General features: G+C 68.4%; 25 protein-coding genes. 18 read left to right on the top strand and 7 right to left on the bottom strand.

Annotation, left to right across the window (positions count from 1 at the left end; translation table 11 throughout):
* Positions 1-8 precede the first annotated feature (8 nt).
* The gene (locus VKZ50_17760; protein HLJ61573.1) at positions 9-1,865 is read right to left on the bottom strand and encodes a pilus assembly protein N-terminal domain-containing protein; all 1,857 of its coding nucleotides are present in this window, start codon (positions 1,863-1,865) and stop codon (positions 9-11) included.
* A gap of 206 nt (positions 1,866-2,071) precedes the next feature.
* On the opposite strand from VKZ50_17760, the gene VKZ50_17755 reads away from it, so the two are divergent.
* From VKZ50_17755 to VKZ50_17725, 7 genes are all read left to right on the top strand, one after another.
* Positions 2,072-2,548 (top strand): DUF4446 family protein, encoded by a 477-nt coding sequence (locus VKZ50_17755; GenBank protein ID HLJ61572.1) that lies wholly within the window; start codon positions 2,072-2,074, stop codon positions 2,546-2,548.
* Positions 2,549-2,611: 63 nt separating this feature from the next.
* Complete coding sequence (locus tag VKZ50_17750) at positions 2,612-3,262, top strand: phosphoribosyltransferase family protein (protein ID HLJ61571.1); 651 nt, start codon at positions 2,612-2,614, stop codon at positions 3,260-3,262.
* A 3-nt stretch (positions 3,263-3,265) separates the two neighbouring features.
* Positions 3,266-4,378: a glycine cleavage system aminomethyltransferase GcvT gene (gene gcvT, locus VKZ50_17745; GenBank protein ID HLJ61570.1), complete on the top strand. Its 1,113-nt coding sequence runs from the start codon at positions 3,266-3,268 to the stop codon at positions 4,376-4,378.
* 79 nt (positions 4,379-4,457) lie between these two features.
* Positions 4,458-4,844: a glycine cleavage system protein GcvH gene (gene gcvH, locus VKZ50_17740; protein HLJ61569.1), complete on the top strand. Its 387-nt coding sequence runs from the start codon at positions 4,458-4,460 to the stop codon at positions 4,842-4,844.
* Positions 4,841-6,184, top strand: a complete 1,344-nt coding sequence (gene gcvPA, locus VKZ50_17735) for an aminomethyl-transferring glycine dehydrogenase subunit GcvPA (protein ID HLJ61568.1) — start codon at positions 4,841-4,843, stop codon at positions 6,182-6,184. The genes gcvH and gcvPA overlap by 4 nt, the downstream gene beginning before the upstream one ends.
* Positions 6,181-7,680, top strand: coding sequence for an aminomethyl-transferring glycine dehydrogenase subunit GcvPB (gene gcvPB, locus VKZ50_17730; GenBank protein HLJ61567.1), 1,500 nt, complete (start codon positions 6,181-6,183; stop codon positions 7,678-7,680). The genes gcvPA and gcvPB overlap by 4 nt, the downstream gene beginning before the upstream one ends.
* 27 nt (positions 7,681-7,707) lie before the next feature.
* Complete coding sequence (locus tag VKZ50_17725) at positions 7,708-8,550, top strand: DMT family transporter (GenBank protein HLJ61566.1); 843 nt, start codon at positions 7,708-7,710, stop codon at positions 8,548-8,550.
* A gap of 14 nt (positions 8,551-8,564) precedes the next feature.
* On the opposite strand, the gene VKZ50_17720 is transcribed toward VKZ50_17725, so the two are convergent.
* The 6 genes from VKZ50_17720 to VKZ50_17695 all read right to left on the bottom strand — a co-directional run bounded on the left by VKZ50_17720 (position 8,565) and on the right by VKZ50_17695 (position 15,302).
* Positions 8,565-8,975: a hypothetical protein gene (locus tag VKZ50_17720; protein ID HLJ61565.1), complete on the bottom strand. Its 411-nt coding sequence runs from the start codon at positions 8,973-8,975 to the stop codon at positions 8,565-8,567.
* 145 nt (positions 8,976-9,120) lie between these two features.
* Complete coding sequence (locus tag VKZ50_17715; protein ID HLJ61564.1) at positions 9,121-11,748, bottom strand: tetratricopeptide repeat protein; 2,628 nt, start codon at positions 11,746-11,748, stop codon at positions 9,121-9,123.
* 149 nt (positions 11,749-11,897) lie between these two features.
* The gene (gene pheA / locus VKZ50_17710; GenBank protein HLJ61563.1) at positions 11,898-12,722 is read right to left on the bottom strand and encodes a prephenate dehydratase; all 825 of its coding nucleotides are present in this window, start codon (positions 12,720-12,722) and stop codon (positions 11,898-11,900) included.
* 3 nt (positions 12,723-12,725) lie between these two features.
* Positions 12,726-13,745, bottom strand: a complete 1,020-nt coding sequence (locus VKZ50_17705; GenBank protein HLJ61562.1) for a TIGR03617 family F420-dependent LLM class oxidoreductase — start codon at positions 13,743-13,745, stop codon at positions 12,726-12,728.
* A 25-nt stretch (positions 13,746-13,770) separates the two neighbouring features.
* Entirely contained in the window at positions 13,771-14,427 is a 657-nt protein-coding gene (locus tag VKZ50_17700; GenBank protein ID HLJ61561.1) for an MBL fold metallo-hydrolase, read from the bottom strand.
* Between the two features lie 101 nt (positions 14,428-14,528).
* Entirely contained in the window at positions 14,529-15,302 is a 774-nt protein-coding gene (locus tag VKZ50_17695) for an SDR family oxidoreductase (protein ID HLJ61560.1), read from the bottom strand.
* 316 nt (positions 15,303-15,618) lie between these two features.
* Between VKZ50_17695 and lexA the strand changes: the two genes are divergently transcribed.
* The 11 genes from lexA to clpB all read left to right on the top strand — a co-directional run bounded on the left by lexA (position 15,619) and on the right by clpB (position 25,660).
* Entirely contained in the window at positions 15,619-16,254 is a 636-nt protein-coding gene (gene lexA / locus VKZ50_17690; GenBank protein HLJ61559.1) for a transcriptional repressor LexA, read from the top strand.
* A gap of 158 nt (positions 16,255-16,412) precedes the next feature.
* Positions 16,413-16,535 carry a hypothetical protein gene (locus tag VKZ50_17685; protein HLJ61558.1) on the top strand — a complete coding sequence of 41 codons (123 nt, stop codon included), beginning with the start codon at positions 16,413-16,415 and terminating at the stop codon, positions 16,533-16,535.
* Complete coding sequence (locus VKZ50_17680) at positions 16,532-17,020, top strand: reverse transcriptase-like protein (GenBank protein HLJ61557.1); 489 nt, start codon at positions 16,532-16,534, stop codon at positions 17,018-17,020. Before VKZ50_17685 ends, VKZ50_17680 begins: the two co-directional genes overlap by 4 nt.
* A 146-nt stretch (positions 17,021-17,166) precedes the next feature.
* Positions 17,167-17,724, top strand: a complete 558-nt coding sequence (locus VKZ50_17675; protein HLJ61556.1) for a tetratricopeptide repeat protein — start codon at positions 17,167-17,169, stop codon at positions 17,722-17,724.
* An 82-nt stretch (positions 17,725-17,806) separates the two neighbouring features.
* Entirely contained in the window at positions 17,807-18,136 is a 330-nt protein-coding gene (gene trxA, locus VKZ50_17670) for a thioredoxin (GenBank protein ID HLJ61555.1), read from the top strand.
* A 303-nt stretch (positions 18,137-18,439) separates the two neighbouring features.
* Positions 18,440-18,820, top strand: coding sequence for a MerR family transcriptional regulator (locus tag VKZ50_17665; GenBank protein HLJ61554.1), 381 nt, complete (start codon positions 18,440-18,442; stop codon positions 18,818-18,820).
* Entirely contained in the window at positions 18,817-19,269 is a 453-nt protein-coding gene (locus VKZ50_17660) for an Hsp20/alpha crystallin family protein (protein ID HLJ61553.1), read from the top strand. Before VKZ50_17665 ends, VKZ50_17660 begins: the two co-directional genes overlap by 4 nt.
* 85 nt (positions 19,270-19,354) lie before the next feature.
* Complete coding sequence (dnaK, locus tag VKZ50_17655; protein ID HLJ61552.1) at positions 19,355-21,283, top strand: molecular chaperone DnaK; 1,929 nt, start codon at positions 19,355-19,357, stop codon at positions 21,281-21,283.
* Between the two features lie 78 nt (positions 21,284-21,361).
* Positions 21,362-21,982 (top strand): nucleotide exchange factor GrpE, encoded by a 621-nt coding sequence (locus tag VKZ50_17650; protein HLJ61551.1) that lies wholly within the window; start codon positions 21,362-21,364, stop codon positions 21,980-21,982.
* Positions 21,983-22,051: 69 nt separating this feature from the next.
* Entirely contained in the window at positions 22,052-23,032 is a 981-nt protein-coding gene (locus VKZ50_17645) for a DnaJ C-terminal domain-containing protein (protein ID HLJ61550.1), read from the top strand.
* A 24-nt stretch (positions 23,033-23,056) separates the two neighbouring features.
* The gene (gene clpB, locus VKZ50_17640; protein ID HLJ61549.1) at positions 23,057-25,660 is read left to right on the top strand and encodes an ATP-dependent chaperone ClpB; all 2,604 of its coding nucleotides are present in this window, start codon (positions 23,057-23,059) and stop codon (positions 25,658-25,660) included.
* Positions 25,661-25,684 lie beyond the last annotated feature (24 nt).

Raw genomic sequence — 25,684 nt, 5'->3', positions numbered from 1 at the left:
TCCTCCTCTCACGGCCGGGGCGCCGGCACGTCGCTCGGGTCGACGAGCATCGGAGTGACGAAGATCACGAGCTCGGTCTCGTCGTGCTGGAACTGCGTGGAGCGGAACAGCGCGCCGATCACCGGCAGATCGCCGAGCACGGGGATCTTTTGGACCGATTCGCTGTCCTGCCGCTGCAGGAGCCCGCCAAGCACCAGCGTCTGGTTTGGGAGCATCGATACGGCGGTCTGCGCGCGCCGGACGCGAAGCGCCGGGATCGTAAACCCGTTGACCTTGATGGCATCCGTGAAGTCAAGCGTGCTCACCTCGGGCGCAACCTGCATGAATACGCGACCGTCGTCCTGATAGTCGGGGCGCGCGGTGAGAATGACCCCGAAATCCTTGTACTCAACGGTAACCGACCCGTTCGGGCCGGCGATCGGAATCGGGACTTGTCCGCCGAGCAGCATGGACGCCGGGGTCCCGGCCATCACCATCAAGCTGGGCTCGGCGAGCAGCCTCGCGCGGCCGTCCTGGACCAGCCCCTGAAGCTGGGCGATCAGGAGATCCAGACCGGCCGCCCCAGCTCCCGGATTCGTCGTCAGCTGCAGGTTGTACACGCCGCCGTTCAGCGACGGCGCGGCGCCCGGCGCGGCCTGGCCACCGCCCCATGTCACCCCGAGGGCGCGCGCCGCGCTGCGGTCGAGCTCAACCACCTCCACCTGGAGCTTGATCTGCACCGGCCGCCGGACGTTCAGCAGATTGACCACAAGCGGGACGAACGCCCGGGCGATCTCCTCGATCCGCTGACGATCCATCTGGGTCTCGACGGAACCGCTCAACACGACACCGGAGGACGTCGCAGAGGAAGGCTGACGGGCAACCGGGGCGCCGGGACGTGGCGTCGAAGCGCCGGTGCCCCCCGGCACGGCCACCAGCGTGGGTTGCGATGGAGGGACCGCCACGTCGAGGCCGGCCCTGGGACCCGCCGCGCTGCCGGGCGCGGGCACTCCGCCCGATGTACCGGCAGGGGGCGCCGCCGGGCCGTTCGTCGCAGCGCCGCCCGAGGGGATCTCGGTCACAACGAGGGCCGCGCCGGGGAACATCGTCGAAAGCAGGTGCCGCAGCGCGGCCAGACGGTCCGGTGCCGAGGCCACCTCCACAGCGTAGACCGAGACCCGCCCCGCACCGTCCCACACGTACATCGTCGTGCGCCCGGCCGCGCGGGCCGTGACCAGCAACTCGCGATCGGTCACGGGAACGACGCTGAGCACCCGCGGGTCCGCGACCGCAACGCGCACCAGTCCCGCAATGGACAGCAGGCGCCCGCTACCCTCCTGGAGCGTCATCGCCTGCGGAGCGCCCGATCCGACCGGGGGCGGTGTGGCGGCCCCGCGCGTCGTGGTCCGCGAGCTTCCCGGGTGTGCCGACGGCGTGTCGGGAACGGGCAACCGCGTGGGGGGTGCCACGACCACCACAAGTACGCGCCCGTCCACGAGCCTCGCCGTCGCATGCATCGCGATGCGCGTCGCGATCTCGATCTCCGACCGCGAACCGGCGCCGCCGATCGGACGCACGAAGATCCCAACCACCGGTCCCACCGCCAACCGGTACGACGCCGGTTCCACGGCCACGCCCTCGAGCGCGATCAGCACACGGCCGGGGCTCGTGGAGACCGCATAGCGCACCGGGGCGCCGACGGCAATCCGAATGCGGGCGCCCTCGCCGTCAGGCTCGATCACCACGCCGCCAAGCGCGGGCCCGGCCGCGCGCGCCCGATCCACGTCGGGCGGCGCGCCCCAAACCGCTGCGGCGGCCAGCGCCGCCACCAGCGTTCCGCACACACCCCGATGAGCGCGCGCGCTGTGAGAAATTCCTGCCGCCATCGCCGTAACGCCTGTGTGGTCGAAGTATGTGAACATCTATACTTATAGACATCACTGCAGCTTCCGTCAATCCCGAACGTGCGTCTGCGCGCGCCGCGCGATCGCAACCGCGCCCGCGGAAGAAACACGTCACAGGCGGATACCGAAGGGAAAGGTTCCACCGCCAGCGAACTGCACAATGTTGATTCCCTCGGAGGGAGGATGCGGTGCCGAACGCCTTCGAGGCGCACCCGGAAGAGATTCTCATCGTTCTCGCCGCGGTCTGCGGAATCCTCATCGTGCTTGTCATCGGGCACCTGCTCCGCCGCCGGCGACCCAGCACGCCCCGGATACTCCCCCCGATGGACGAAAGCATGCGCGGTGAACTGGTGGAGGTCCGGCGCCGTCTCGAGACGCTCGAGCACAGCGTGGCGCAGATCACGAACCATCTGCCGAAGGCGATTCAGGGTGTCGGCGTGGTCCGCTACAATCCGTTTCCCGACATGGGCGGCAATATGAGCTTCAGCCTCGCGCTGCTCGACGGTCAGGCGAACGGGGTGGTGGTGAGCGTGCTCAACAATCGGGACAGCGCCCGCGTGTACGGCAAGCCGATCGAGGCCGGTCGGTCGAATCACCCGCTCTCGTCCGAGGAGTTGGAGGCACTTGCCGCCGCGCGCGGACCACGCCAAGAGGGTGTGCGATGACCGTGCTCGCCCGGCCGGCCCGGTCCGTGACCGGCCGGAGCGACGCAGCGTGAGCGAGGCGCGATGCGATTTCGAGATCGGCGTGACGCCGGCGACCAGCTCGCCTCCGCGTTAGCGGAGCTCCGGATCTGCGGTTCGGGCGTCGTCGTCGCGATCCCGCGGGGCGGCGTGATTGTGGCCGATGAAATCGCCCGGCGGTGCGGGTGGCCGCTGGACTTCACCGTCCCGCGCAAGCTCCGGGCGCCCGGGAACCCCGAGCTGGCGTTCGGCGCTGTGGCGGGCGACGGCACGGTGTACCTGGACGCGAGGCTCGCACGCGCGCTGCGGGTGGACGACGCCTACCTGCGAGGGGAGATCGCGGCGCAGATCGCGGAGATCGCGCGCCAGGAGGAGCGTTACCGCGGCGGCCGGGCACCGTTCGACGCGCGAGGGCGGACGGCGATACTCGTGGACGACGGCCTCGCGACCGGCGCGACCGCGATCGCGGCCGTGCGCGTGTTGCGCCACGGGCTCGCGCAAGAAGTGGTCGTCGCGGTTCCGGTCGGGCCCCCGGATGCGCTGCGCCGGATCGAGCAGGAAGCCGACCGCGTGATCTGCGTGCTGCACCCGACCGAGTTTACCGCGGTCGGCGGGTTCTACGAAGACTTCACCCAGACCACCGACGACGAGGTGACCGCCTGCCTCGCGCGCGCCTGGGAGCGGAAGGTGCTGTAGACGATGGACGAGACGCTGAAACGCACACCGCTTTACCAGGCGCACGTTCGGGCCGGCGCACGCATGGTGCCGTTTGGCGGTTGGGAGATGCCGGTGCAATACGTCGGCATCATCGAGGAGCACCGCGCGGTACGGACGCGGGCGGGTTTGTTCGACGTGTGCCACATGGGCGAGGTGGACGTGGTCGGCCCCGGGGCGATTCCATTTGTGCAAGGACTCGTGACGAACGATCTCGCCAAACTCGCCGTCAGCCAGGCGATGTACACGCCGATGTGCACGCCGGAGGGCGGGGTGATCGACGATTTGCTCGTCTACCGGATGAGCGAGACCGACCTGATGCTCGTCGTCAACGCCGCGAACACGGCGGAGGACCTCGGGTGGATTCGCGATCATGCACGGGCGGACGTCCGCGTGACCGACCGGTCGGCGGAAATTGCGCTGCTCGCGTTTCAAGGGCCCCGTGCGCCGGAAATCCTCCAACGCCTGACGGCGGTCCCGCTCGGCGAGATCAAGTACTACTGGTTCCGTCCCGATGTCCAGGTTGCGGGCAGACCGGTGATCTTGTCCCGCACCGGCTACACGGGAGAGGACGGGTTCGAGCTGTACACGGCGGCCGAGGACGCGACGCACCTCTGGGACGCCATCCTGGATGCCGGCAGCCGCGATGGGGTGATGCCCGCCGGGCTCGGCGCGCGCGACACCCTGCGGTTAGAAGCGGGCTTGTTGCTGCACGGCAACGACATGGACAAGACGATCAGCCCGCTCGAAGCCGGACTTGCGTGGACGGTCAAGCTGCAGAAGGGCGAGTTCGTCGGCGCCAGCGCGCTCAGACGGCAGAAGGCGGCGGGGCTGGTCCGCCGCCTCGCGGGGTTCATCCTGGAGGGGCGCGCGATCGCGCGCCACGGGTTCCCGATCCAGCTCGACGGCGCGGCCGTCGGCCACGTGACCAGCGGGAGTTTTGGCCCGACCGTGGAGAAGAGCATCGGGCTGGGCTTCGTGCCCCCCGCGCACGCCACACCCGGGCAGGCGTTGGCCGTTGAGATCCGCGGACGCGCCGTTCCGGGCACGGTCACGAAGCTTCCATTCTATAGCCGGGACCGCCACATCGCCGGCTGAGCCATCCGCGGCGATGCCGGGGGCCGGGGGAAGCTCCGGGCGCGGCGCGGCGTGAGATTCTGGTTCGGGGGAGGGGCGCGTGTATCCCAAGGAACTGCGGTACTCGAAGGAGCATGAGTGGGCGAAGATCGAGGGCAAGCGCGTGCGGATCGGGATCACGAAGTTTGCCGCGGACCGTCTTTCCGACGTCGTCTATGTTGAGCTGCCGAGTGTGGGCACCGAGCTCAAATTCATGGAGCCCTTCGGGGTCGTGGAGTCCGTCAAAGCCGTCAGCGACCTGTATGCGCCGGTCTCCGGTAAGGTGGTTGAGATCAACACGGCGCTCGTCGAGAAACCGGAAGTCCTGAACTCCGACCCGTACAACGCGGCGTGGATGGTGGTCGTGGAGCCGAGCAACCCCGCGGAGCTCGACCAGCTCCTCGACGCCGACGCGTACACGGCCCACGTCGGCGAAAGTCCGTCATGAAGTACATTCCCGCGACCGCGGCTGAACGCGAGCGCATGCTCGCCGCGGTGGGCGTCCGCGCCGTGGAGGATCTCTTTGTGGACATCCCGGAGGAGGCCCGCCTCAAGCGGCCGTTGGACCTCCCCCCCGCGGTGCCCGACCCCACCCTGCTCGCACACCTCCGCGCGCTCGCGGAGCGCAACACGGACTGCGATCGGCTCGCGTGCTTCCTCGGCGCCGGCGCCTACGACCACTTCGTGCCCAGCACGGTACCGCATCTCGCGCTGCGCCCCGAGTTCCTGACGGCCTACACCCCGTACCAGGCGGAGATCATGCAGGGCGAGCTCCAGGCGATCTACGAGTACCAGAGCATGATGTGCGAGCTGACCGGGATGGATGTCGCCAACGCGTCGATGTACGACGGGGCCAGCGCGACCGGCGAGGCGGCGAACATGGCCGCGGATCTCACGAAGCGCACCGAGGTGCTGATCAGCACCGCTGTGCACCCAGAGTACCGGCAAGTCCTGCGGACCTACACCAGTCACCTGCCGATCACCGTGCGAGAACTTCCGGCCCTCGACGGCGTCACTTCCGTCGAGGCGGCGCGGGTCGCGGTCACGGACGCCACCGCGGCGCTCATTGTGCAGTCGCCGAATTTCTTCGGCGCCATCGAGGAGGGCGAAGCGCTCGCCAAGGTCGCCCACGGCAAAGGCGCGCTCCTCGTGGTCGCGATCGCCGAGCCGATCAGCCTGGGGATGTTGCGGCCGCCGGGAGCGTACGGCGCCGACATCGTCACGGGGGAAGGTCAAGCGCTGGGGAACGCGCTCAACTTCGGCGGCCCCTACCTCGGCATGATCGCCACCCGCGAAGCGTTCGTCCGCCGGATTCCCGGGCGCCTGGTCGGACGGACGGTCGACACCGCCGGCCGGCCCGGCTACGTGCTCACGCTGCAGACGCGCGAGCAGCACATCCGCCGCGCCAAAGCCACGAGCAACATCTGCACGAACGAGTCGCTGAACGCGCTCGTCGCCGCGGTGTATCTCGCGACGCTCGGCCGCCAAGGCATGGCGCGCGTCGCGGAGTTGTGCGCGCGGAAGGCGCACTACGCCCGTGAACGCATCGCGGCGCTGCCCGGCTACTCGCTTCCGTTCGCCGCGCCGACGTTCAACGAGTTCGTGGTGCGGTGCCCGGTACCGCCCGCAGAGATCAACCGCCGGCTGCTGGCCCATGGAATTCTCGGCGGGCTCCCGCTCGGCCGATTCTACCCGGAGTACGATGACTGCTGGCTCCTCTGCGTCACGGAGCAGCGCTCGCGGCAGGAGATCGACCATCTCGTGGACCACCTGGAGACCGTGCGATGAGCACATCGGAAGCCCCAACGCGCAAGCCCTCGCTTCGGAAGCGACCGGTTCCCGTGATCTTCGAACGGGGCACCCCCGGCCGCGTGGGTTACAGCCTGCCTGAGAGCGACGTTCCCGACGTCCCGCTCGACACGGTCGTGCCCGCGGCGCACCGCCGCTCGCGGCCGGCGGCGCTCCCGGAGGTCAGCGAGCTCGACGTGGTGCGCCACTACACGGCACTGAGCCACCGCAACTTCTCGATCGACGAGGGGTTCTATCCGCTCGGCTCGTGCACCATGAAGTACAACCCGAAGATCAACGAGGACGCCGCCCGCCAAGCCGGGTTCGCGCGGCTGCACCCCTACGCGCCAGAAGACCTGGCCCAAGGCGCGCTGGAACTGCTGTGGGAGCTCGAGCACGCCATGGCGGAGATCACCGGGATGGACCGCGTCACGTTCCAGCCCGCCGCAGGCGCTCACGGCGAGCTGACCTCGCTCCTGATGATCGGCCGCTATTACCAGGAGAAGGGCGAGCGCCGGGGCACGATCATCGTGCCCGACTCGGCGCACGGGACGAACCCGGCGTCCGCGACCTTCGCAGGCTACAAGGTGGTCGAGGTCAAGAGCGACCACCGGGGCAACATCGATCTGGACGCGCTCAGGGCCGCGCTGAACCCCGACGTCGCCGCCCTGATGTTCACGAACCCGAACACCCTCGGGCTGTTCGAGGAGCAGATCCTCGAGGTGGCGCGCGCGGTCCACAACGTCGGCGCGCAGCTGTACCTCGACGGCGCCAACTTCAACGCGATCCTCGGGATCACACGGCCGGGCGATCAGGGGTTCGATGTCATGCACCTGAACCTGCACAAGACGTTTACGACGCCGCACGGCGGCGGCGGGCCGGGCGCGGGCGCGGTCGGCGTGCGGGCGCACCTTGTGCCGTTTCTGCCGGCGCCGACGGTCGAGCGGGACGGACAGCGGTTCACACTCGACCACGACCGGCCGAAGACGATCGGCAAGATGCGCGCATTCTATGGTAACTTCGGCAACCTCGTCCGCGCGTACACCTACATCCGCACGATGGGTGCGGCCGGGTTGCGGGAGGCCTCGGAAATGGCGGTGCTCAACGCCAACTACCTCTTCGCCCGACTCCGGGACCATTTCGAGGTCCCGTACGACCGGGTGTGCAAGCACGAGTTCGTGCTCTCGGGGCGGTGGCAGCGCGATCTGCACCACGTCACCACGCGGGACATGGCGAAGCGCCTGCTGGACTACGGGTTCCACGCGCCGACGATCTACTTCCCGCTGATCGTCGAGGAGGCGATCATGATCGAGCCGACGGAGACCGAGAGCCTGCAGACGCTCGACGCGTTTGTCGATGCGATGGTGGCGATCGCGCACGAGGCCGAAACCGACGCGGAGATGGTGCGCACGGCGCCCCACGAGGCGGCCGTCACGCGGCTGGACGAGGTCACGGCCGCGAGAAAGCCAAATCTACGCTGGCGACCTGAAGAGTAGCGGCGGCTCCCGCGGATCCACGCGCTCATGAGCGAACCGCATCTGGCGGCCGCGACGTTCGGCCTCGCGTCGGCGGTGTCGTGGGGCGGCGGCGACTTCAGCGGGGGCTTCTCGGCCCGCCGCGCGAACGTGTTGAGCGTGGCGCCCCTCTCCCGCGTGACGGGGATCGCGGCCCAGATCACGCTCGCGCTCATTTTCCGGGAACACGCGCCGTCGTCGGCGGCGGTGGCCTGGGCGGTCGCCGCCGGCGTGTCCGGGTCGATCGGGCTCGTCGCGCTCTACCGATCGCTGGCGGTCGGCAAGATGGGCGTCAACTCCCCGCTCACCGCGGTGCTCGCCGCGTCGTTTCCGGTGCTGTTCGCCGCACTGTTCCAGGGGATGCCACCGGCGGTGCGCCTCGGCGGGTTTGCCCTGGCGCTCGGCGGCGTCTGGTGCCTCTCCCGTCCGGTGGGGCGGGCGGGCCGGCCGCACGGTCTTGGCCTCGCCGCGCTGGCCGGGGTTGCGTTCGGAGGTTTCTACCTTCTGATCTCGCAGGTGCACGGGCCGTCGGTATTCTGGCCGCTGGCCGTCTCGACGGGCACGTCGCTCGTGGTCATGGTCGGGCTCGCCGTGGCGAGCCACCAGACATTACGCGTCCCCCGCGGCGTCATCGGCATCTCGCTTCTCGCGGGGGTGCTCGACGCCGGCGGAAACGCATGTTTCGTGCTCGCGGCGCACGCGGGGCGCGTGGACGTCGCCGCCGTGCTCGGATCGCTCTACCCGGCGTTCACCGCGCTGCTTGCGCGCGCGGTGCTCCGCGAGCATCTGACACGCACGCAGACGGCCGGGATCGTCGCCGCGGTCGCATCGCTCCCGCTGATCGCGGGATAGGCGGCGCGACCGGCCTAGGGACCGAGCGGCACGGACGCGGCACGCAGCAGATCGCAGACCGCTCGTCCCGCCCGTTTGATCTCTTCCAGCGTGGCCCCGGAGCTCGCGATGCTCCGCACGGCGATCTCGAGCGCGAGGGCGACGATCCGCTGCGATGTCTGAGCCGCGTCCGTTCCGAAGGCCTTTTGCACCGCCGCTTCGGCGAGGTCGTCGACGATCCCGCCGCCCGGCATGCCGTGGCAGGGGTTCCCGACGCCTCGGACGACCCGAAAATGCGCGCCCCCCGGGCCCTCTAACGCGTTGATCGCACGCTGCATTTCCGCTCTCGCCGCATGAACGGTCTGGGCGGCCGGCAGCCGTTCACAGCACAGGTACTTCGCGATCTTGAATTTGTACCCGACAATCAGATCGAAGTTGCAACCCACTTCGGCACCTCCATGGAACGACAGGGGCGCAACGCAACGGGGTTGCCCAGGCACATCTTCACGGGGCGGCTGTGTGGGTTCCCGACATTCCGGCCCGCGATGCGCGACCCCAACGTGACGACCAGTCGCTCGTTCTGCGCCCCGCTCAATCGGTCCTCTTCGCGTCGTCAATAGCCGACCGCAGCGTCGTGGCGCGCCCTTCCGTCCACCCCGCGGCAAACTCCTCCTCGCCCAATTCGGAGCGTGTCAACGCCACGATGCGCTCGTAGTCGGCTCGATCGACGCGCGGGAGGGGAGCACCGATGGCTTCGCGCAGGGCGTCCTCTGTTCCGAAGAGCCTCGCTGCCCGGCGGGCGTGTCCTTGGGCGGCGGCCAGAAACGCGAACCCCATGAGCGAATAGGCGATCCTTCGCCTGTCTCCAAGCTCCTCCTGCATGGTCAGGCCTTCCTCAAAGAGTGACCGAGCCGCAGCGTAGTCGTGCCGGCTGAACGCGATGAATCCCAGGTTCGTGAGTGCCCCCGCGACGTTTTGCTTGTCCCCAAGCTGCCGCGACAGCGCGAGGGCCTCCTCCATCAGCTCGCGTGCCGCCGTGAGATTCCCCTCGCGGTGGACGACGCGTCCGAGGTTGTGCAAAGAGACCGCGACGCCTGAGGTGTCACCCATCTCCCGCCGCAACCCCAAACTCTCTTGATAGAGGTCGTGCGCCGCCCGAAAGTCCTCCTGGCTGAAGGCCAGAGCGGCCAGGTCGCTCAGCAAGGTCGCGATCCCCTGCGCGTCGCCCTGCTGGCGCCATAGGGCCAGACCCTCCTCATACACCCTGCGGCAATAGGCATAGTCGGCCTGCAGAAACGCAAGTTCGCCGACGGCTCTGAGCGCCTTGGCGCGCAGGACAGGAGCGCCCCCGCGGCTTCCGTCCAACAGCGCCGCGAGCCACCGCCGCCCCTCGGCGAGGTAGCCCCGACTGTACCAGAACCGGCGCGCAGCGCTCGCCAGCCGCATCCCCTCTTCGCTCGCGTTGCTGTCCAACGACCAGTCCAGCGCGACCCGAAGGTTGTCGTGCTCCGCCTCCAAACGGTTGAGCCACTCCACTTGTCCGGCGCCGACCAACTCCGGCTCCGCCGTCTCGGCGAGGCGCACGCTCCAAGCGAGGTGGCGCGCCCGAAAGAGGTCCCCCTCGCCCGACTCGACCAATCGCTCCCAAGCATACTGCCGGACCGTGTCCAGGAACCGATACCGGGCCTGCCCCCCCTGCTCGCCCACGAGTACCAGGGATTTCAAGACCAGACCCGTCAGCAGATCGAGAACGTCACTCGGGTCGCCGTCGTCGGTGCAGACCGCCTGTGCCGCTTCCACGGTCCACCCGCCCGCGAAGACCGACAGCCGGCGCAGCATCACGCGCTCGCCCTCCAGCAGAAGCGCGTAGCTCCAGTCCATCGCCCCCTGCAGCGTCTGGTGCCGCGGCAAGGTCGTCCGGTTCGCGCCCCCGAGCAGCCGAAACCGGTCGTTCAACCGCGCCGCAATCTGCTCCACGGAGAGCACTTGCGTGCGCGCCGCCGCGAGCTCGATCGCCAGGGGAATTCCATCGAGGCGCCGGCAGATCGTGGCGACCGGCGCCGCGTTCTGCGGAGTCAACGCAAACGCCGGGCGCGCGGCCGTGGCACGGTCGACGAACAGCCGGATCGCCTCGTACTCGGTCAGGGTGTCCGATGACGGCAGCGGCTGGTGCTCGGGAAACGACAGCGAGGGCACTTTCCACACGATCTCCCCCGGGATGCGGAGCGGCTCGCGGCTCGTGGCCAGGACAGTCAGCGATCGGCACGCCCGGAGCAACTGCTCGGCCACGACCGCGCACGCGGCGATCAAGTGCTCGCAGTTGTCCAAGATCAGCAGGAGACGTCTGGCGCGGAGGTGGTCGACGAGGGTGTCGATCAGCGGCCGATCCGAATCCTCCCGCACGCCGAGCACGTGCGCGACGGCGTGCGGCACCAGCTCAGGCTCCGTCAGCGCGGCGAGTTCCACCAGCCAGACACCATCCGCGTGATCCGCAAGCACGTCCCTGGCCAACTGCAGCGCGAGCCGCGTCTTGCCGCAACCGCCGGCCCCCGTCAACGTGAGGAGACCTGTCGTGGAGAGCAGGCGCTTCACCTCGGCAAGCTCGCGCGCCCGGCCGACGAAGCTATCGAGCTGTCGGGGGAGGTTGTGCGCGACCGTATCGAGGGACCGGAGCGCGGGAAACTCGGACGGGAGCACGGGGTGCACAACCTGGAAGATCCTCTCCGGCTCCCGCACGTCCTTGAGACGATGCAGTCCGAGATCGCGCAGGCTCGCCCCCGCCGGGAGCGTGTCCGCGACAAGGAGGGCGGTCGAGATCGAGAGGAGGATCTGTCCCCCGTGCCCCGCGGCGCAGATGCGGGCGGCGCGATGGACGTCCAGGCCCACATAGTCGCTCGCGACGTTGACGGGTTCCCCGGTGTGCAGCCCCATGCGCACGCGCAGCGTGACGTCCGTAGCCCAGGGGTGTGCGGCGAGCGCCCGCTGCGCGGCGATCGCCGAGGCGACCGCGTCCCCGGCGCGGCGGAACGCGGCAAAGCACGCGTCTCCTTCCGTCCTGATCTCCGTGCCGCCCCCGCCGGTGAACGCGGCGCGGAGCACGCGACGATGTTCAGCGAGCACGTCCGAATAGCGCACGTCCCCGATGCGCTGGATCAGGTCCGTGGACCCTTCGATGTCGCTGAAGAGTACGGTGGTTGTCCCGGACCGCGGGGCGGCCATCTGCGGCCTCCTCCTGCCGTGCACACGGGTCCGCGCGCATTCGCAGGTCGGAGGGAGATTCTCCGCATCCCCCGCACCGGCCTTCGGAGCCCGGAATCCGATGGGACGTCAGGACGGTGCCGGGTCCGGGCGGGCCCCGGCTTCGACCGCTATGTCGCGTCTGGCGGCAACGCCTTCGGGTACGATCCGAGCACGCGCAGAAACGTCGTGTGCTGCCGGAGTTCGACGAGCGCCGCGCGCAGGGGCTCCACGTCAGCGTGTCCGTCCACGTCTACGTAGAACGTGTACTCCCAGGGCCGCTGGCGCGCCGGCCGCGACTCGATCTTGATGAGATTGACGCGGCGGGTCGCGAGCGCACCGAGCGCAGCGTACAGTGTGCCGACTGTGTTGCGCACGATGAACACGATGGAGGTCTTGCTCGGCTCCACGCGCTCGGCCGGCGTCGTGCTCAGTTCGAAAAAGCGGGTGTAGTTGCTTGGCGTGGTCTCAATCGCCTCCGCAAGGATCTCGAGCCCGTAGAGGCTGGCGGCGCGCCGGCTAGCCACGGCCGCGCACCCTTCCAGCCCCTGCTCGCGGATCATCTTCGCGCTACCCGCGGTGTTGTAGTATGGCACCAGCTCCGCCCCGAGCCGCTTCAAATACGCGTCCGCCTGCGCAAGCGCCTGCGGATGCGAGTACACCTTCTTGATCTGGCCGAGCGTCTGTCCCGGCAGCCCCATCAGACAGTGGCTCACGCGAAGATCCAGCTCACCCGTAATCACCAGCTCGTGCGCGAGGAGCAGATCGTACGTCTCGTTGATGCTTCCCGCAAGCGAGTTCTCGACCGGGACCACACCCCGATCGGCGTCACCGCGTTGCACGGCCTCAAACACGCCCGCGAACGACGTGCACTGGACGGTCGGGACCGCGCCGAACAGCCGATGAACGGCCTCCTCGCCGTACGCGCCGGGCTCCCCCTGATATGCGACACGCATGCCTCACCTCGCTCCGTGGAAGGCCTCGACCATCCGCGTCCACCCCGCCCGGTCGGCGGGGGTGAACGGCCAGTAGGACGCGACGCGGTCCGCGAGTCCCGCGTACCGGGCCTTCAACTGGCGGCCGATCTCGGCGTACGAACCGCAGACGACAATCGCGTCGAGGACAGCGTCCGGCACCTGCGCGGCGAGGTCATCCACTCGCCTCGCCGCCACCATCTGCCGGAGCCGGTCCGCCAGGTCCGCGTGCCCGAGCACCTCGAGCAGCAACCGGTATGTCGGCGTCGATCCGTAGAACGCGATGCGGGCACGAGCCCGGGCCACCGCGGCGGCGAGCTCGTCGGGCGTCTCTCCCGCCGCGATCATCACCGGGGCGTAGATCTCGAGGTCCTTGCGCGTTCGCCCGGCCTTCGCCAACCCCTCCCCGACATGCGGCAGCACGAACTCTCGGAGGTACGGTACCGAGTGCATCGGGTGCACGATGAACCCATCGGCCGCCTCCCCCGCGAGCCGGCACAGCCCCTCGTTGACGCCCGCGATCAGGATCGGGATGTGCGGGCGAGGGTTCGGGCCGGGGTTGAAGAACGGCCCCATAAGATTGAGGTTGTAGAACGTCCCCTGGACCCGCAGCGGTGCTCCGTCCTGCCACGTGCGCCAGACCGCCCGGACGGCGTGGATGTACTCACGCAGCTTGGGGACCGGCGGATCCCACGGCATCCCGAACCGCCGCTCGATATGGGCCTTGACCTGTGTGCCGAGCCCGAGGAGGAACCGGCCACCCGAGAGCCGGCCGAGGTCCCACGCCGTCTGCGCGGTCACCATCGGGCTCCGCGAGAACGCGACGGCGATCCCCGTGCCCAGCTCCAGACGGCTGGTGACCTGTGCCGCCAGAGCGAGGGCGACGAACGGGTTGTGCTTGGTGTCGTTGGCCCACAGACCCTGGAACCCAATCTCCTCCGCCGCGCGGGCGACGGCGGGCGCATCTTCTAGCGCGTCCATGGCCAACGCGCAATCGAGCTTCACCGTCGTCCTCCGGCTGGGGGGACGGTCAGTTCCACGTCATGACCCAAACCTCTGACTCCTTCGGGATCAACCGCTTCTCGACCGTCACGGTGTGGCCGACCTGCTTCGACGTCTTCGCGCCCGCCGTGAACCCGTCGACGGTGCTCAGCGGGGACCCGGGGTTCACCTCGGTCTTGTAGTGCATGGGGATGACGATACCCGGCCGGAGCTGCGCAACGACGTCGTGCGCCTGGCTGGCGTCGATCGTGTAGTGTCCGCCGATCGGGATCATCAACACGTCGGGGCGCCCGATCGTCTTGGCCGCCTCCTGGCTCAGCCCGTGGCCCAGATCCGCGAGGTGCACCACGCGAAGGCCCTCGGTGTCGAAGATGAAGATCGTGTTCCGGCCTCGCTTCGCCCCCTGGACGTCATCGTGATAGGTCGGCACCGACGAGATCTTGATCCCATCGACCTGTTCGTGCACCGTGCGCCATTGGCCGTCGGCGAGACCACGAATCACGCGGGGCTGCCCCTTCGCCATCGCCACGTTCGTGTGGTCCCCATGATCGTGGCTGACCAGGACGGCGTCCACGCGAACGGTCGGGACGGGATATCCGACCTTCTCGTCGTACGGATCGATCAGGACGCTGGCCGCATCGCTCTCCAACAGAAACGTGGCATGGCCGAGATATGTGATCTTCATCGTCGCCGCTCCCTTCCGCCGCGTGCCCGTGTCTCGCTGTCGCGGCGTGCTGCGTTCCTTCCGTCGCGTGGCGGTGCAAATCCTGCGCGTCGATGCTCCCCTCAGGCGCGCCGTCCGCCGGTCATGCCGCCGTCGATGATGAGCGGCGACCCCGTGACAAACTCGGCATCGTCGGACGCGAGGTACAGCGCCGCGGCCGCAATCTCCTCGGGGCGGCCCAGGCGACCGGCGAGTTGCCGTTCGTTGAGTCGCTCGAGCGCCGCCGCCGGGTCCGCGTACGACGCGTGAAGGTAGCGCTCCACAAACGGGGTGTAGACCGTCCCCGGACAGAGCGCGTTCACGCGGATGCGGTGCGGCGCATAATCCACGGCCATCGCGCGCGTCAGCGCCAGCACCGCCCCCTTCGACGCCGAGTACGCCGCCCGCCGCTCGAGGCCGAACAGCGCTGCGCCAGACGACATGTTGATGATGCACCCGTGGCCCTGCACGAGCATGTGCGGGACCACGTACTTCGCCATCAGGTACACACCCCGGACGTTTACGGCGATGACGTGGTCCCACTCGGCTTCCGGGACTTCGTGGAGCACGCCGACGTGGCTGATGCCGGCGTTGTTAAAGAGGACGTCGAGCCGACCGTACCACGCGGCGACCGCATCGGCCGCGCGTTTCGCGTCCTCTGGTGCGGCCACATCGGCCCGCGCCCACATCGCCGATCCCCCCGCGTCCTCGATCGCACGGACCGTCTCCCGACCGCCCGCCTCGTCCACGTCTACGACGGCGACGCGGGAACCCTCCCGGGCAAACAGGAGCGCCGTGGCCCGGCCGATACCGGAACCGGCACCGGTGATCAATGCCACACGATCGGCCAACCGCATCACGCTGACCTCCCCCGCATTCGGTCCTGCCGCCTCGGCGCCCACCACGGCCAGGCATCCCTCACTTTCGTCGGCCCGCCGAATCGCACCTCGCCACCGCCGTCCGAAGAACCATCTCGATGAGGCCAAGAACCACGAGGGAATCCGAGAAACCAGGCGCGCGAGCGAGCAAGGTCGCCATTGGGAGATCTCGATCCGAATGACGGTGATTTCGCCATAGTTTCGTACATACGTTCGTATTATCTGACATTGATATACCGTACATTAGTTCGCTATAATGACATTGACGAGGGACCAGCGGGGGAGGTCAGGATCCATGGGAAGAAGGCAGGGCCTCACGGATCGGCAGCAGCAGATCCTGGACTACCTCGTCAGAGAGGTCCAGGACAAGGGATATGCGCCGTCTGTTCGGGAGATCGGTGATGCGCTCGGCCTGAAGTCACCGTCCACCGTCCACCAACACCTCGTGGCCCTTGAACAGAAGGGGTGTATCAGGCGCCACGGCGAGCGGATGCGCGCCCTGGAAGTAGTCGACAAGGCACTCATCCAGACCGGTGACAGCGTCCCCCTCCCGCTCATCGGCCGCGTGTCGGCCGGGGCGCCAATTCTGGCCGACGAACATGTCGAAGAGCACGTCGAAGTACCGCGTCACCTCCTCGGTGACGCTCGAGGATGTTTCTTGCTGCGCGTACGTGGGGATAGCATGAATGGGGCCGGGATCATCTCCGGCGACCTGGTCATCGTCAGGAAACAGTCGGTCGCCGCACCGGGAGAGATCGTGGTCGCTCTCCTGGGGGACGAAGCAACGGTGAAGACGCTGGCACTCGATGAAGGCCGGCCCCTGCTCATGCCCGCAAACCCTGCGTACCGACCCATCCGCGAGGAATTTCAAATCGTCGGGCGGGTCATCGGGCTCATCCGAGCCTACCAGGGGGTGCACGGATGGTCGTAAGCACGGCGCGCCGAATGGGCATGACCGCCCCCGAGTCGACACAGGGGTGGCGGGTCGTGCGGCGAACGGTAAGGCGAGCACCGCTATCGTCGCCGCGGCGGCACGCGTATCCCACACTCCACCACGCGACGTGGGTGCCGGCGGAGGCCGCGCCGCGGATGACGGTCGCGCAACTGTGCCGCCTCTTCGCGGACGATCGCAGGCTCGTACGGGTCAAGCTGCTGCTCCTGGCGGGACTGGTCATTGCAACGGCCGTGCTCGAACGGATGGTGCAGCGATGACGACGGGTAGGGTGAGCGCGACAAAGACGATCCACGTGTACGTTGCCGCCGCACCGCCAGTCGACGGCCGGGCCGGCATGGGCGTGGTCTTCGTGGATGCGCAGGGGCGCATTCTGCGCCGCATCGGACGCACGCTCCAGGGGGTTCAGAACCGGGATCTTGCCGCGTTCCGCGGCATCCTCTACGCCCTGTGGAACTCCCGGCGCCTCGGATCGCGATGGGTCGTCGTGCACAGCGACACGCCCGAAGTGGTTGAGCAGATCAACGGGACCCGCGACGTCGACCCGGCGTACGTCGGTCCGTATCTGGAGATCCGCGCGTTGCTGCACGCATATCGCGCGGCCCGGGTCAAAGCGGACGCGACCGCATGGGGGCATGAGGCGGCCGCCGTGGCCGCGGCCGCGAGAGAACACGATACGGACGACACCGTCGAAGATCTCCCCCTGTGGGCGGCGCAGCCGCCTCTCGAACGCTCGACGGCATAGTACGTCGGGCGCGCATCCCGCACGCGTTCCGCGCCCCGAGATACCGAAGGAACCCCACAATCCCTTTGCGAAGACCCTAGCAGCAACGCCGCGCCGGGCGTCCCGTGACCGCCGCATCCGCCCGGGCGGCGTGACCGTTGGAGAAGATGAGCGCTCAAGGTCCGTCTCCGTTTCTGGCTGAGGGAGAAGAGCGGCTGGCCGTCGAGGATTGGGACGGTGCGGTTGCGGCATTTCAGAAAGCCATCGCTGCCGCGCCGTCGTCGGCGCTTGCCCACAGCAAACTGGGGGTCGCCTACGTCCACAAGCGCCAGTGGGATGACGCGCACGCGTCGTTCTCAAAGGCGGTCCAACTCGACCCGCGATACGCGCCAGCGCACAGCAACCTCGGGAACGTCTATCGCGAGCGCGGCCGGCTGGACGAAGCGGTGGCGTGCTATCAAAAAGCGATCGCGATGGATCCGGACTACTGGATCGCCCACCAGAATCTCGGGATCGTGTACAAGCAGCAGGGCCGCGTCGGCGACGCGGTGCGGGAGTTCAAGACTGCCACGAGGCTCTCCCTCCGGTCGGGGGCCAGAGGCTCCCGCCTGGACGCCCCGCTGAAGGGCACCGCCGCCGGGCGATCGGGCCGGATGGGATGCCTCGGCGCCGGGGGAATGAGCGTCCTCCTGCTGGTCGCGATGGCACGTTGGCCGCGGTGGTGACAGGCGTCGGGAAAAGGGAATAAATGGAGGCCGGGATGGGTTGTGAGGAATCGGGTGACCCCATAAGGAGAGGAGCCAGGGTATGGCAACGAAGCCTGCGAGCGTGACGGAGAAGACGTTCGACACCGATGTGCTGAAGGCGGGCACGCCGGTGCTGGTGGATTTTTGGGCCACGTGGTGTGGCCCATGCAAGATGATCGCCCCGATCGTCGAGGAAATTGCGGGAGAATATGAAGGCAAGCTGCGCGTGATGAAGCTCGACGTGGACGAGAACAGCGGGATCGCGGCGCGGTACAGCATCATGAGCATCCCAACGCTCGGCATCTTCCGGTCGGGTGAACTCGTGGAGCGGATCGTCGGCTACATGCCGAAAGAGGCCCTCAAGAAGCGCATCGACGCGGCGCTCAGCTAGCGGCGCAATCGCACGGCGGTGTCGGGCGGCCACTCCTCGGAGTGGCCGCTTTCCGTTGGGGGCGGTCGCGCCAGGGACGACGCATCCGGGGGATGCCGACACGATCTCGGGCGCCAGTCTTCGAGTCCCGACGTCGCCCCGGCCGGGGCCAGGATCCTCCGCAGGCCTTGGCCGCAGCACCGGCGGCGCGGTGCACGCGAGCGGCGGCGGGTCCAACAAGGTTGACACTATCGTTGTCAGATCTATTGACATCTATAGAAGCATGTGTTAGGGTAGTGCCTGGGACAAGACAGAGGGAGAAACGTGAAGGATCGAGCGCCGGATACGCCGGTCTATGTGATCAGCATCGCCGCGGACCTGACGGGGTGCCACCCGAGGACGCTGCGGATATATGAAGAGCGGGGGCTGTTGACGCCCGTCCGCCGGCACCGGATCCGTTTGTACTCCGAGCAGGACATCCAACGGGTCAGGCTGATCCGGTTCTTGACGGAGGAACGGGGACTGAACCTCGCCGGGGTGCGCCTGCTGCTGGAGATTCAGGAGCACTACCACGAGGAGCTGACCTGGGTGTTCGAGGGCGGGCTTCCGCAGACCGAGGCGCAGGGGAGGCATCCCGACGACACACGGGCAATGGGCAACGCCGAAACCAATAGAACACGGAGGCAAGGAGGGCGAGGACGATGAGCATTATGCGCTGGGATCCGTTCGACGAAGTCGGCACGCTGCGGCGGTCGATGGAGCGGATGTTCGACGAGTTCTTCACACCGCGGCAGGCGGTGCGAAATGCGACCGGGACGATCGTGTGGGAGCCAGCCGTGGAGATGTTTGAAACCCAGGACAGCGTCGTCGTCCGGGCGGAGCTGCCGAACGTCGACCCGAAGACGGTCGATGTCACCGTCACCAACGACGCGATCACCCTGAAGGGTGAGACGAAGCGCGGGGAAGAGCAGAAGGGCCGCAACTTCTATCGGCGCGAGCTCCGGTACGGGGCGTTCACGCGGACGCTGCCGCTCGCGACCGAGGTAAAGAGCGCGGAGGCCAAGGCGACCTACAAGGACGGCCTCCTCGAGCTCAGCGTGCCGAAGTCGGAGCGGGTGAAGCCGACGTCGGTGAAGGTCCAGATCGACAGCTAGGCGCACTCTGGCCGGCGCCCGGCTCGCGCCGGGCGCCGGCCGGCACCTACACGCGGCGCGGGGCGCCGCCGGGAGGAGCACGGGCATGGCAAAGGTTGTTGGTATCGATCTCGGTACGACGAACTCGGTGATCGCGGCGATGATTGGGGGCGAGCCCACGGTCATCCCGAACGCCGAGGGGAGCCGGCTCACGCCCTCCGTCGTCGGGTTCAGCAAGACCGGGGAGCGCTTGGTGGGCCAGATGGCCCGGCGGCAGGCGATCCTCAACCCCGAGAACACCGTGTACTCGATCAAACGCTTCATGGGCCGGCGCTTCGGCGAGGTCGCCTCTGAGCGCAAGATCGTGCCGTACAAGGTCGAGGAGGGGAAGAACGGCACCGCGGTGGTCAACATCCCGGCGGCGGGCAAGACGTTCACACCCGAGGAAATCTCCGCGATGATCTTGCAGAAGCTCAAGACCGACGCCGAGGCGTACCTGGGCGAGAAGGTCGAGCAGGCGGTCATCACCGTGCCCGCCTACTTCAACGACGCCCAGCGCACCGCGACGCGGAACGCTGGCGAGATCGCGGGCCTCAAGGTGCTCCGGATCATCAACGAGCCCACCGCGTCCGCGCTTGCGTACGGCCGGCAGCTCGAGCAGAAGCACGCGAAGACGATTCTCGTGTTCGACCTCGGCGGCGGGACGTTCGATGTCTCGGTCCTGGAGATCGGCGAGGGGGTGTACGAGGTCAAGGCGACGAACGGGGACACCCACCTCGGCGGCGACGACTTCGACGAGCGGATCGTCAACTGGCTGGCCGACGAGTTCCGCAAGCAGCAGGGCATCGACCTGCGGGCGGACCGGCAGGCGCTGCAGCGGTTGCGCGAGGCCTCGGAGCGGGCGAAGATCGAACTCAGCACCGTGGTGCAGACGTCGATCAACCTGCCGTTCATCACGGCGGACGCGTCGGGCCCGAAACATCTGGACATGGTGCTGAGCCGGGCCAAGTTCGACGAGCTGACCGCCGACCTGGTGGAACGGTGCATCGGACCGTTCAAGCAGGCGCTCGCGGACGCGAAGCTCTCCGAGAAGGATCTCGACGAGGTCATCCTGGTGGGCGGCTCGACGCGGATGCCGAGCGTGCAGGAGCTCGTCCGGCGCCTCACCGGGAAGGAACCGAACAAGGAAGTGCATCCGGACGAGGTCGTGGCCGTCGGCGCGGCGATCCAGGCCGGCGTGCTCGCCGGCGAGGTCCGGGAGGTCGTGCTGCTCGACGTGACGCCGCTGTCGCTCGGCATCGAGACGCTCGGCGGGGTCAACACGGTGCTGATCCCGCGGAACACGACGATCCCGACGCGCAAGACCGAGACGTTCAGCACCGCCGAGGACGGGCAGACCGCGGTGGACATCCACGTGCTGCAGGGCGAACGCCCGATGGCGCGGGACAACCGCACGCTCGGCAAGTTTCTCCTCGACGGGATCATGCCGGCACCGCGAGGGACGCCGCAGGTCGAGGTCACGTTCGACATCGACGCCAACGGCATTCTGAACGTGTCGGCGAAGGACAAGGCGACCGGCCGCGAGCAGTCGATCAAGATCACCGGGACCGGGACCCTCGACAAGAAGGAGGTCGACCGCCTCGTCAGAGAGGCCGAGACCCACGCCGCCGACGACCAGCGGATGCGCGATGCCGCGGAGGCCAGGAACCGCGGCGACAGCCTCGCGTACCAGACCGAGCGGATGCTCAAGGAAGTCGGCGACAAAGTCTCCGCCGACGAGCGGGGCAAGGTCGAGACCGCGCTCGCCGAGCTCAAGGAGGCCATCAAGTCGGACGACGCCGAGCGCATCAAGCAGGCGACCGAGGCGCTGCAGCAGGCCAGCTCCAAGTTGGGCGAGGAGATGTACAAGCGGACGACCGCGGGGGCAACCGCGGGAGCCGGCGCCGGCGGGCCCGGCGCACAGGCGGGAGATCAAGGGAGCGCGGGCGGCGACGACGTGATCGACGCCGAGTTCAAGCCGTCCGACAAGCCGTAACACGTCGCGCAACGGGCGGGCCGGGGTAGCGCCGGCCCGCCCCACGAGTGACAACGCTCAGACCGATCGAGGTGCGGCATGACGACCGAACACGCCGACGGGCGACCCGAGGCAGAGGGCACACCGAGCCCCGCGGGGGAAGGCGCCGCGCGGGCCGCGCGACAGCCCGATGAGACGGACGATCTCGGCAGGCTGTCTCCCGAGGAGCTGCGCGAGCGAGTGCGCGAGGCTCGGGCCGAGGCGCAGCGGAACTGGCAACAGTTTCTCCACTCCGCGGCGGATCTGGAGAACTACAAGAAGCTCGCGATCCGCGACCGGCAGGACGCGGTCGAACGGACGCGCCGGCAGGTGCTCGGGGTAGCGCTGGGCATCCTCGACAACCTGGAGCGCGCACTTGCGTTCGGCACGGGGCACCACGATGGCGCGAGCAAGGCGCTGGTCGATGGGTTGCGCATGGCACACCGGCAGATGCTTGACCAACTCGCGGCGATCGGCGTTCGGCCGATCGAATCGGTCGGCAAGCCCTTCGATCCCCGCCTGCACGAGGCGGTGGGCATCGCCCCGCCGCAGGGACGGGGCCAGGCTCCCGGCACGATCGTCGCAGAGGTGCTTCGCGGCTATCGACTCAACGACGAGGTCCTTCGACCGGCGAAGGTGACGGTGGCCTCGGAACGGGAGAACGGAGCGCGTGAGGGTTAACCGAGCGTCACCTCCTTTAGACTGAGAAGCGCGTTCGTCCGGAGAGGCGAACCGCTCGGGAACGGTGCGATGGAGTTCAAAGACTACTACAAGATCCTTGGCGTGGAACGAACCGCCGACAAAAAGGCGATCAGCCAGGCGTTTCGCAAACTGGCGCGCCAGCACCATCCCGACGTCAACCGCGGATCCAAGGACGCGGAAGCGCGCTTCAAGGAGATCAACGAGGCATACCAAGTCCTGAACGACCCCGAGCGCCGGGGGAAGTACGATCAGCTCCTCGAGCTCAGGCAGCGCGGCGGTGGATGGGAAGAGGCGCTGCGGCGCGGCGCCGCGCCGGGCGGCGACGGGACGTTCACCGTGTTCAGTGAGGGCATGGGACCGGAAGGCCTCGGCCAGTTCAGCGACTTCTTTCAGCAGGTGTTCGGCAACGCGTTTCGGCCGGGCGGGCGGCGCCGGGGGCGTGACGCCGGTCCGGACGTGGAGGACGTGCTCCGGCAGCAGACCCGGTCGTCGAGAACCGGACGGCGCGCGGGAGGAGAGGACGTCGAGGGGACCGTCGAGATCACGCTTGAGGAAGCGTACGCGGGTACCGTCCGAACGGTGACCATCCCCGACGACCGCGGGACTCCCCGCTCGATCGAGGTGAAGATCCCGCGGGGGGTGCGTGCCGGTCAGCGGATCCGCGCGGCGGGCCAGGCGAACGGCGCGGACTTGTATTTGGTCGTGCAGATCCTCCCGCACCCGGGGTTCACGCGCGACCAGGACGACCTGATGTGCGAGGTCGCCGTACCGGTGTGGACTGCGGCGCTCGGAGGCGAAATCGAGGTCCCGACGCTCGGCGGGAGGGTGATGATGACGGTCCCGCTCGGGACCCGTGACGGACGAACGTTCCGGCTGCGGGGACAGGGCATGCCCCACCTGCGCGGTGGAGGCGCGGGCGACCTCCTCGCGAAGGTCCGGCTCACGCTGCCGGATCCGCTGACCCCGCGCGACCGGGAGTTGCTCGAAGAGATGCGGCGGCTGCACGAACAGCCCGCCGCGAAATCGTAGGGGACGAGGGAAACGCAGATGGCGATGAAATTTGACCGGTTCACCGAGAAAGCACAGGAAGCGCTTGTCGCGGCGCAAACCCTGGCGCGCGACCAGAACCACGCGCAGATCGACAGCGATCACCTGCTGCTCGCGTTGTTGGGGCCGCAGGATGGCGTGCCCGCGGCGGTGCTCGGGCGCGTCGGCGCCGACGTCGGCGCGCTCAGGACACGCATCGAGCAGGAGCTCGCCCGGCGCCCCAAGATCCACGGGGGTCAGGATCCCACGATCTCGCCGGAACTGCGCCGGGTGCTCGAGACCGCGCAGGCGGAAGCGCAGCGCCTGAAGGACGAGTACATCAGCACAGAACACCTCCTGCTCGGCATCGCGGCCGACCAGAACACCGCCGCGGGTCGGGATGTCGCCCAGGCGGGCGTGGATCGCGAGAAGATCTACGCCGCGCTCTCGCAGGTGCGGGGCGGACAGCGCGTGACGGATCAGAGCCCCGAATCGAAGTACCAGGCGCTCGAGCGGTACGGCAAGGACCTCACCAAGATGGCCCGCGAGGGCAAGTTGGATCCGGTGATCGGGCGTGACGACGAGATTCGCCGCGTCGTCCAGGTGCTCGCGCGCCGGACCAAGAACAACCCGGTCCTGATCGGCGACCCGGGCGTCGGCAAGACGGCGATCGTGGAGGGGCTCGCGCAACGGATCGTGCGCGGCGACGTCCCGGAGGGGCTCCGGCGCAAGCGCGTCGTGCAACTGGACCTCGGCGCGATGATTGCCGGCGCGAAGTTCCGCGGCGAGTTCGAAGACCGGCTGAAGGCGGTGCTGCGCGAGGTGACCGACGCGGCGGGGGAGATCATCCTCTTCATCGACGAGCTGCACACCGTCGTCGGCGCCGGCGCGGCCGAGGGCGCGATGGATGCGAGCAACATGCTCAAGCCGATGCTCGCCCGGGGCGAGCTGCACGCGATCGGCGCAACCACGCTCGACGAGTACCGCAAGCACATCGAGAAGGACCCCGCGCTGGAGCGGCGGTTCCAGCCGGTGCTGGTGGAGGAGCCGTCGGTCGAGGAGACGATCTCCATTCTCCGCGGCCTCAAGGAGAAGTACGAGATCCACCACGGCGTCCGGATCACCGACAGCGCCGTGATCGCGGCCGCCACGCTTTCCGATCGGTACATCAGCGACCGCTTCTTGCCGGACAAGGCGATCGACCTGATCGACGAGGCGGCGAGCCGCCTCCGCATGGAGATCGACAGCAAACCCGCCGCGCTCGACGAGGCGGACCGCAAGATCATGCAGCTCGAGATCGAGCGCGAGGCCCTCCGCAAGGAGACGGATCCCGCCGCACGCGAGCGGCTCGACCGCATCGAGCGCGAGATCGCGGAGCTGCGCGAACAGAGCCAGGCCCTGCGCGTGCGATGGGACCAGGAGAAGACCCTCATCGCCGATCTGCGGGCGACGCGGGCCAAGATCGACGAAACGCGCGTCCAGATCGACCAGGCCGAGCGCGCCGCTGACCTCGAGAAGGTGGCGCGGCTCCGGTACGGCACGCTGCGGGAATTGGAGCAGCAGCTTAAGGCCCAGGAGGCCAAGCTGGCCGCGCTCGGCGAGGGTCGTCTGCTCAAGGAAGAAGTCGGCGCGGAGGACGTGGCCGAGGTCGTCAGCCGTTGGACCGGCATCCCCGTGACGCGCCTCATGGAAGGCGAGATGGCGAAGCTACTGCAGTTGGAGGCGCGGCTGCACGAGCGCGTGGTCGGCCAGGATGACGCCGTCCAGGCCGTCGCGGACGCGATCCGGCGGTCGCGCGCGGGGCTCGCGGACCCCAAGCGGCCCGTGGGGTCGTTCCTGTTCCTTGGGCCCACCGGCGTCGGGAAGACGGAGCTCGCCCGCGCGCTGGCGGTGCTCCTGTTCGACGACGAAGACGCGATGGTCAGGATCGATATGTCCGAGTACATGGAGAAACACACGGTGAGCCGCCTGATCGGCGCCCCGCCGGGGTACGTCGGCTACGATGAGGGCGGCCAGCTAACGGAGGCGGTGCGACGCAGGCCGTATCGGGTGATCCTGTTCGACGAGATCGAGAAGGCGCACCCGGACGTGTTCAACGTCCTGCTCCAGATTCTCGAAGATGGCCGGCTGACGGACGGACACGGCCGCACTGTGGACTTCCGGCATGCGATCATTATCATGACGAGCAACCTGGGGAGCCAATACCTCCGCAATCTGGAGCCGGACGACCGGGCCGGGTTCGAGCTGGTCCGCGCCCAGATCCAGGAGGAACTGCGGCGCACGCTTCGGCCGGAGTTTCTCAACCGGATCGACGAGATCATCGTGTTCCATCCGCTCACCAGGGCAAATCTGGAGCAGATCGTCGAGCTTCAATTGAGCACGCTCGTCGCACGGTTGGAGGGCCTGAAGGTCCGGCTCGACGTGACGCCCGCGGCGAAGGCGCTGCTGGCCCGGGAAGGCTACAATCCCGATTTCGGCGCCCGGCCCCTGCGACGGCTGATCCAACGCGTCGTAGAGAACCCGTTGAGCCGCAAGCTGCTCGCCGGCGAGTTCCGCGAGGGTGACACGGTCCTCGTGGACGCCCATGGGAGCGAGATCGTGTTCAAGAAGGCGGCCCCAACCCCGGTCTGACCGCGCCTGCATCACCCCGCGAGG

Source organism: bacterium, assembly GCA_035295165.1.
Classification (GTDB): Bacteria; Sysuimicrobiota; Sysuimicrobiia; order Sysuimicrobiales; family Segetimicrobiaceae; genus JAJPIA01.
This window is presented reverse-complemented; position numbering and strand designations above follow the sequence as displayed.

What these genes read in the sequence shown, in the direction of transcription:
- VKZ50_17725 (HLJ61566.1), top strand. Translation starts at nt 7,708, where the DNA reads ATGAGCGAACCGCATCTGGCGGCCGCGACGTTCGGCCTCGCGTCGGCG.
- gcvT (HLJ61570.1), top strand. Translation starts at nt 3,266, where the DNA reads ATGGACGAGACGCTGAAACGCACACCGCTTTACCAGGCGCACGTTCGG.
- VKZ50_17680 (HLJ61557.1), top strand. Translation starts at nt 16,532, where the DNA reads ATGACGACGGGTAGGGTGAGCGCGACAAAGACGATCCACGTGTACGTT.
- VKZ50_17645 (HLJ61550.1), top strand. Translation starts at nt 22,052, where the DNA reads ATGGAGTTCAAAGACTACTACAAGATCCTTGGCGTGGAACGAACCGCC.
- VKZ50_17760 (HLJ61573.1), bottom strand. Translation starts at nt 1,865, where the DNA reads ATGGCGGCAGGAATTTCTCACAGCGCGCGCGCTCATCGGGGTGTGTGC.
- VKZ50_17675 (HLJ61556.1), top strand. Translation starts at nt 17,167, where the DNA reads ATGAGCGCTCAAGGTCCGTCTCCGTTTCTGGCTGAGGGAGAAGAGCGG.
- pheA (HLJ61563.1), bottom strand. Translation starts at nt 12,722, where the DNA reads ATGCGTGTCGCATATCAGGGGGAGCCCGGCGCGTACGGCGAGGAGGCC.
- trxA (HLJ61555.1), top strand. Translation starts at nt 17,807, where the DNA reads ATGGCAACGAAGCCTGCGAGCGTGACGGAGAAGACGTTCGACACCGAT.
- VKZ50_17700 (HLJ61561.1), bottom strand. Translation starts at nt 14,427, where the DNA reads ATGAAGATCACATATCTCGGCCATGCCACGTTTCTGTTGGAGAGCGAT.
- VKZ50_17660 (HLJ61553.1), top strand. Translation starts at nt 18,817, where the DNA reads ATGAGCATTATGCGCTGGGATCCGTTCGACGAAGTCGGCACGCTGCGG.
- VKZ50_17750 (HLJ61571.1), top strand. Translation starts at nt 2,612, where the DNA reads ATGCGATTTCGAGATCGGCGTGACGCCGGCGACCAGCTCGCCTCCGCG.
- gcvPB (HLJ61567.1), top strand. Translation starts at nt 6,181, where the DNA reads ATGAGCACATCGGAAGCCCCAACGCGCAAGCCCTCGCTTCGGAAGCGA.
- VKZ50_17650 (HLJ61551.1), top strand. Translation starts at nt 21,362, where the DNA reads ATGACGACCGAACACGCCGACGGGCGACCCGAGGCAGAGGGCACACCG.
- VKZ50_17715 (HLJ61564.1), bottom strand. Translation starts at nt 11,748, where the DNA reads ATGGCCGCCCCGCGGTCCGGGACAACCACCGTACTCTTCAGCGACATC.
- dnaK (HLJ61552.1), top strand. Translation starts at nt 19,355, where the DNA reads ATGGCAAAGGTTGTTGGTATCGATCTCGGTACGACGAACTCGGTGATC.
- clpB (HLJ61549.1), top strand. Translation starts at nt 23,057, where the DNA reads ATGAAATTTGACCGGTTCACCGAGAAAGCACAGGAAGCGCTTGTCGCG.
- VKZ50_17695 (HLJ61560.1), bottom strand. Translation starts at nt 15,302, where the DNA reads ATGCGGTTGGCCGATCGTGTGGCATTGATCACCGGTGCCGGTTCCGGT.
- gcvPA (HLJ61568.1), top strand. Translation starts at nt 4,841, where the DNA reads ATGAAGTACATTCCCGCGACCGCGGCTGAACGCGAGCGCATGCTCGCC.
- VKZ50_17685 (HLJ61558.1), top strand. Translation starts at nt 16,413, where the DNA reads ATGACGGTCGCGCAACTGTGCCGCCTCTTCGCGGACGATCGCAGGCTC.
- lexA (HLJ61559.1), top strand. Translation starts at nt 15,619, where the DNA reads ATGGGAAGAAGGCAGGGCCTCACGGATCGGCAGCAGCAGATCCTGGAC.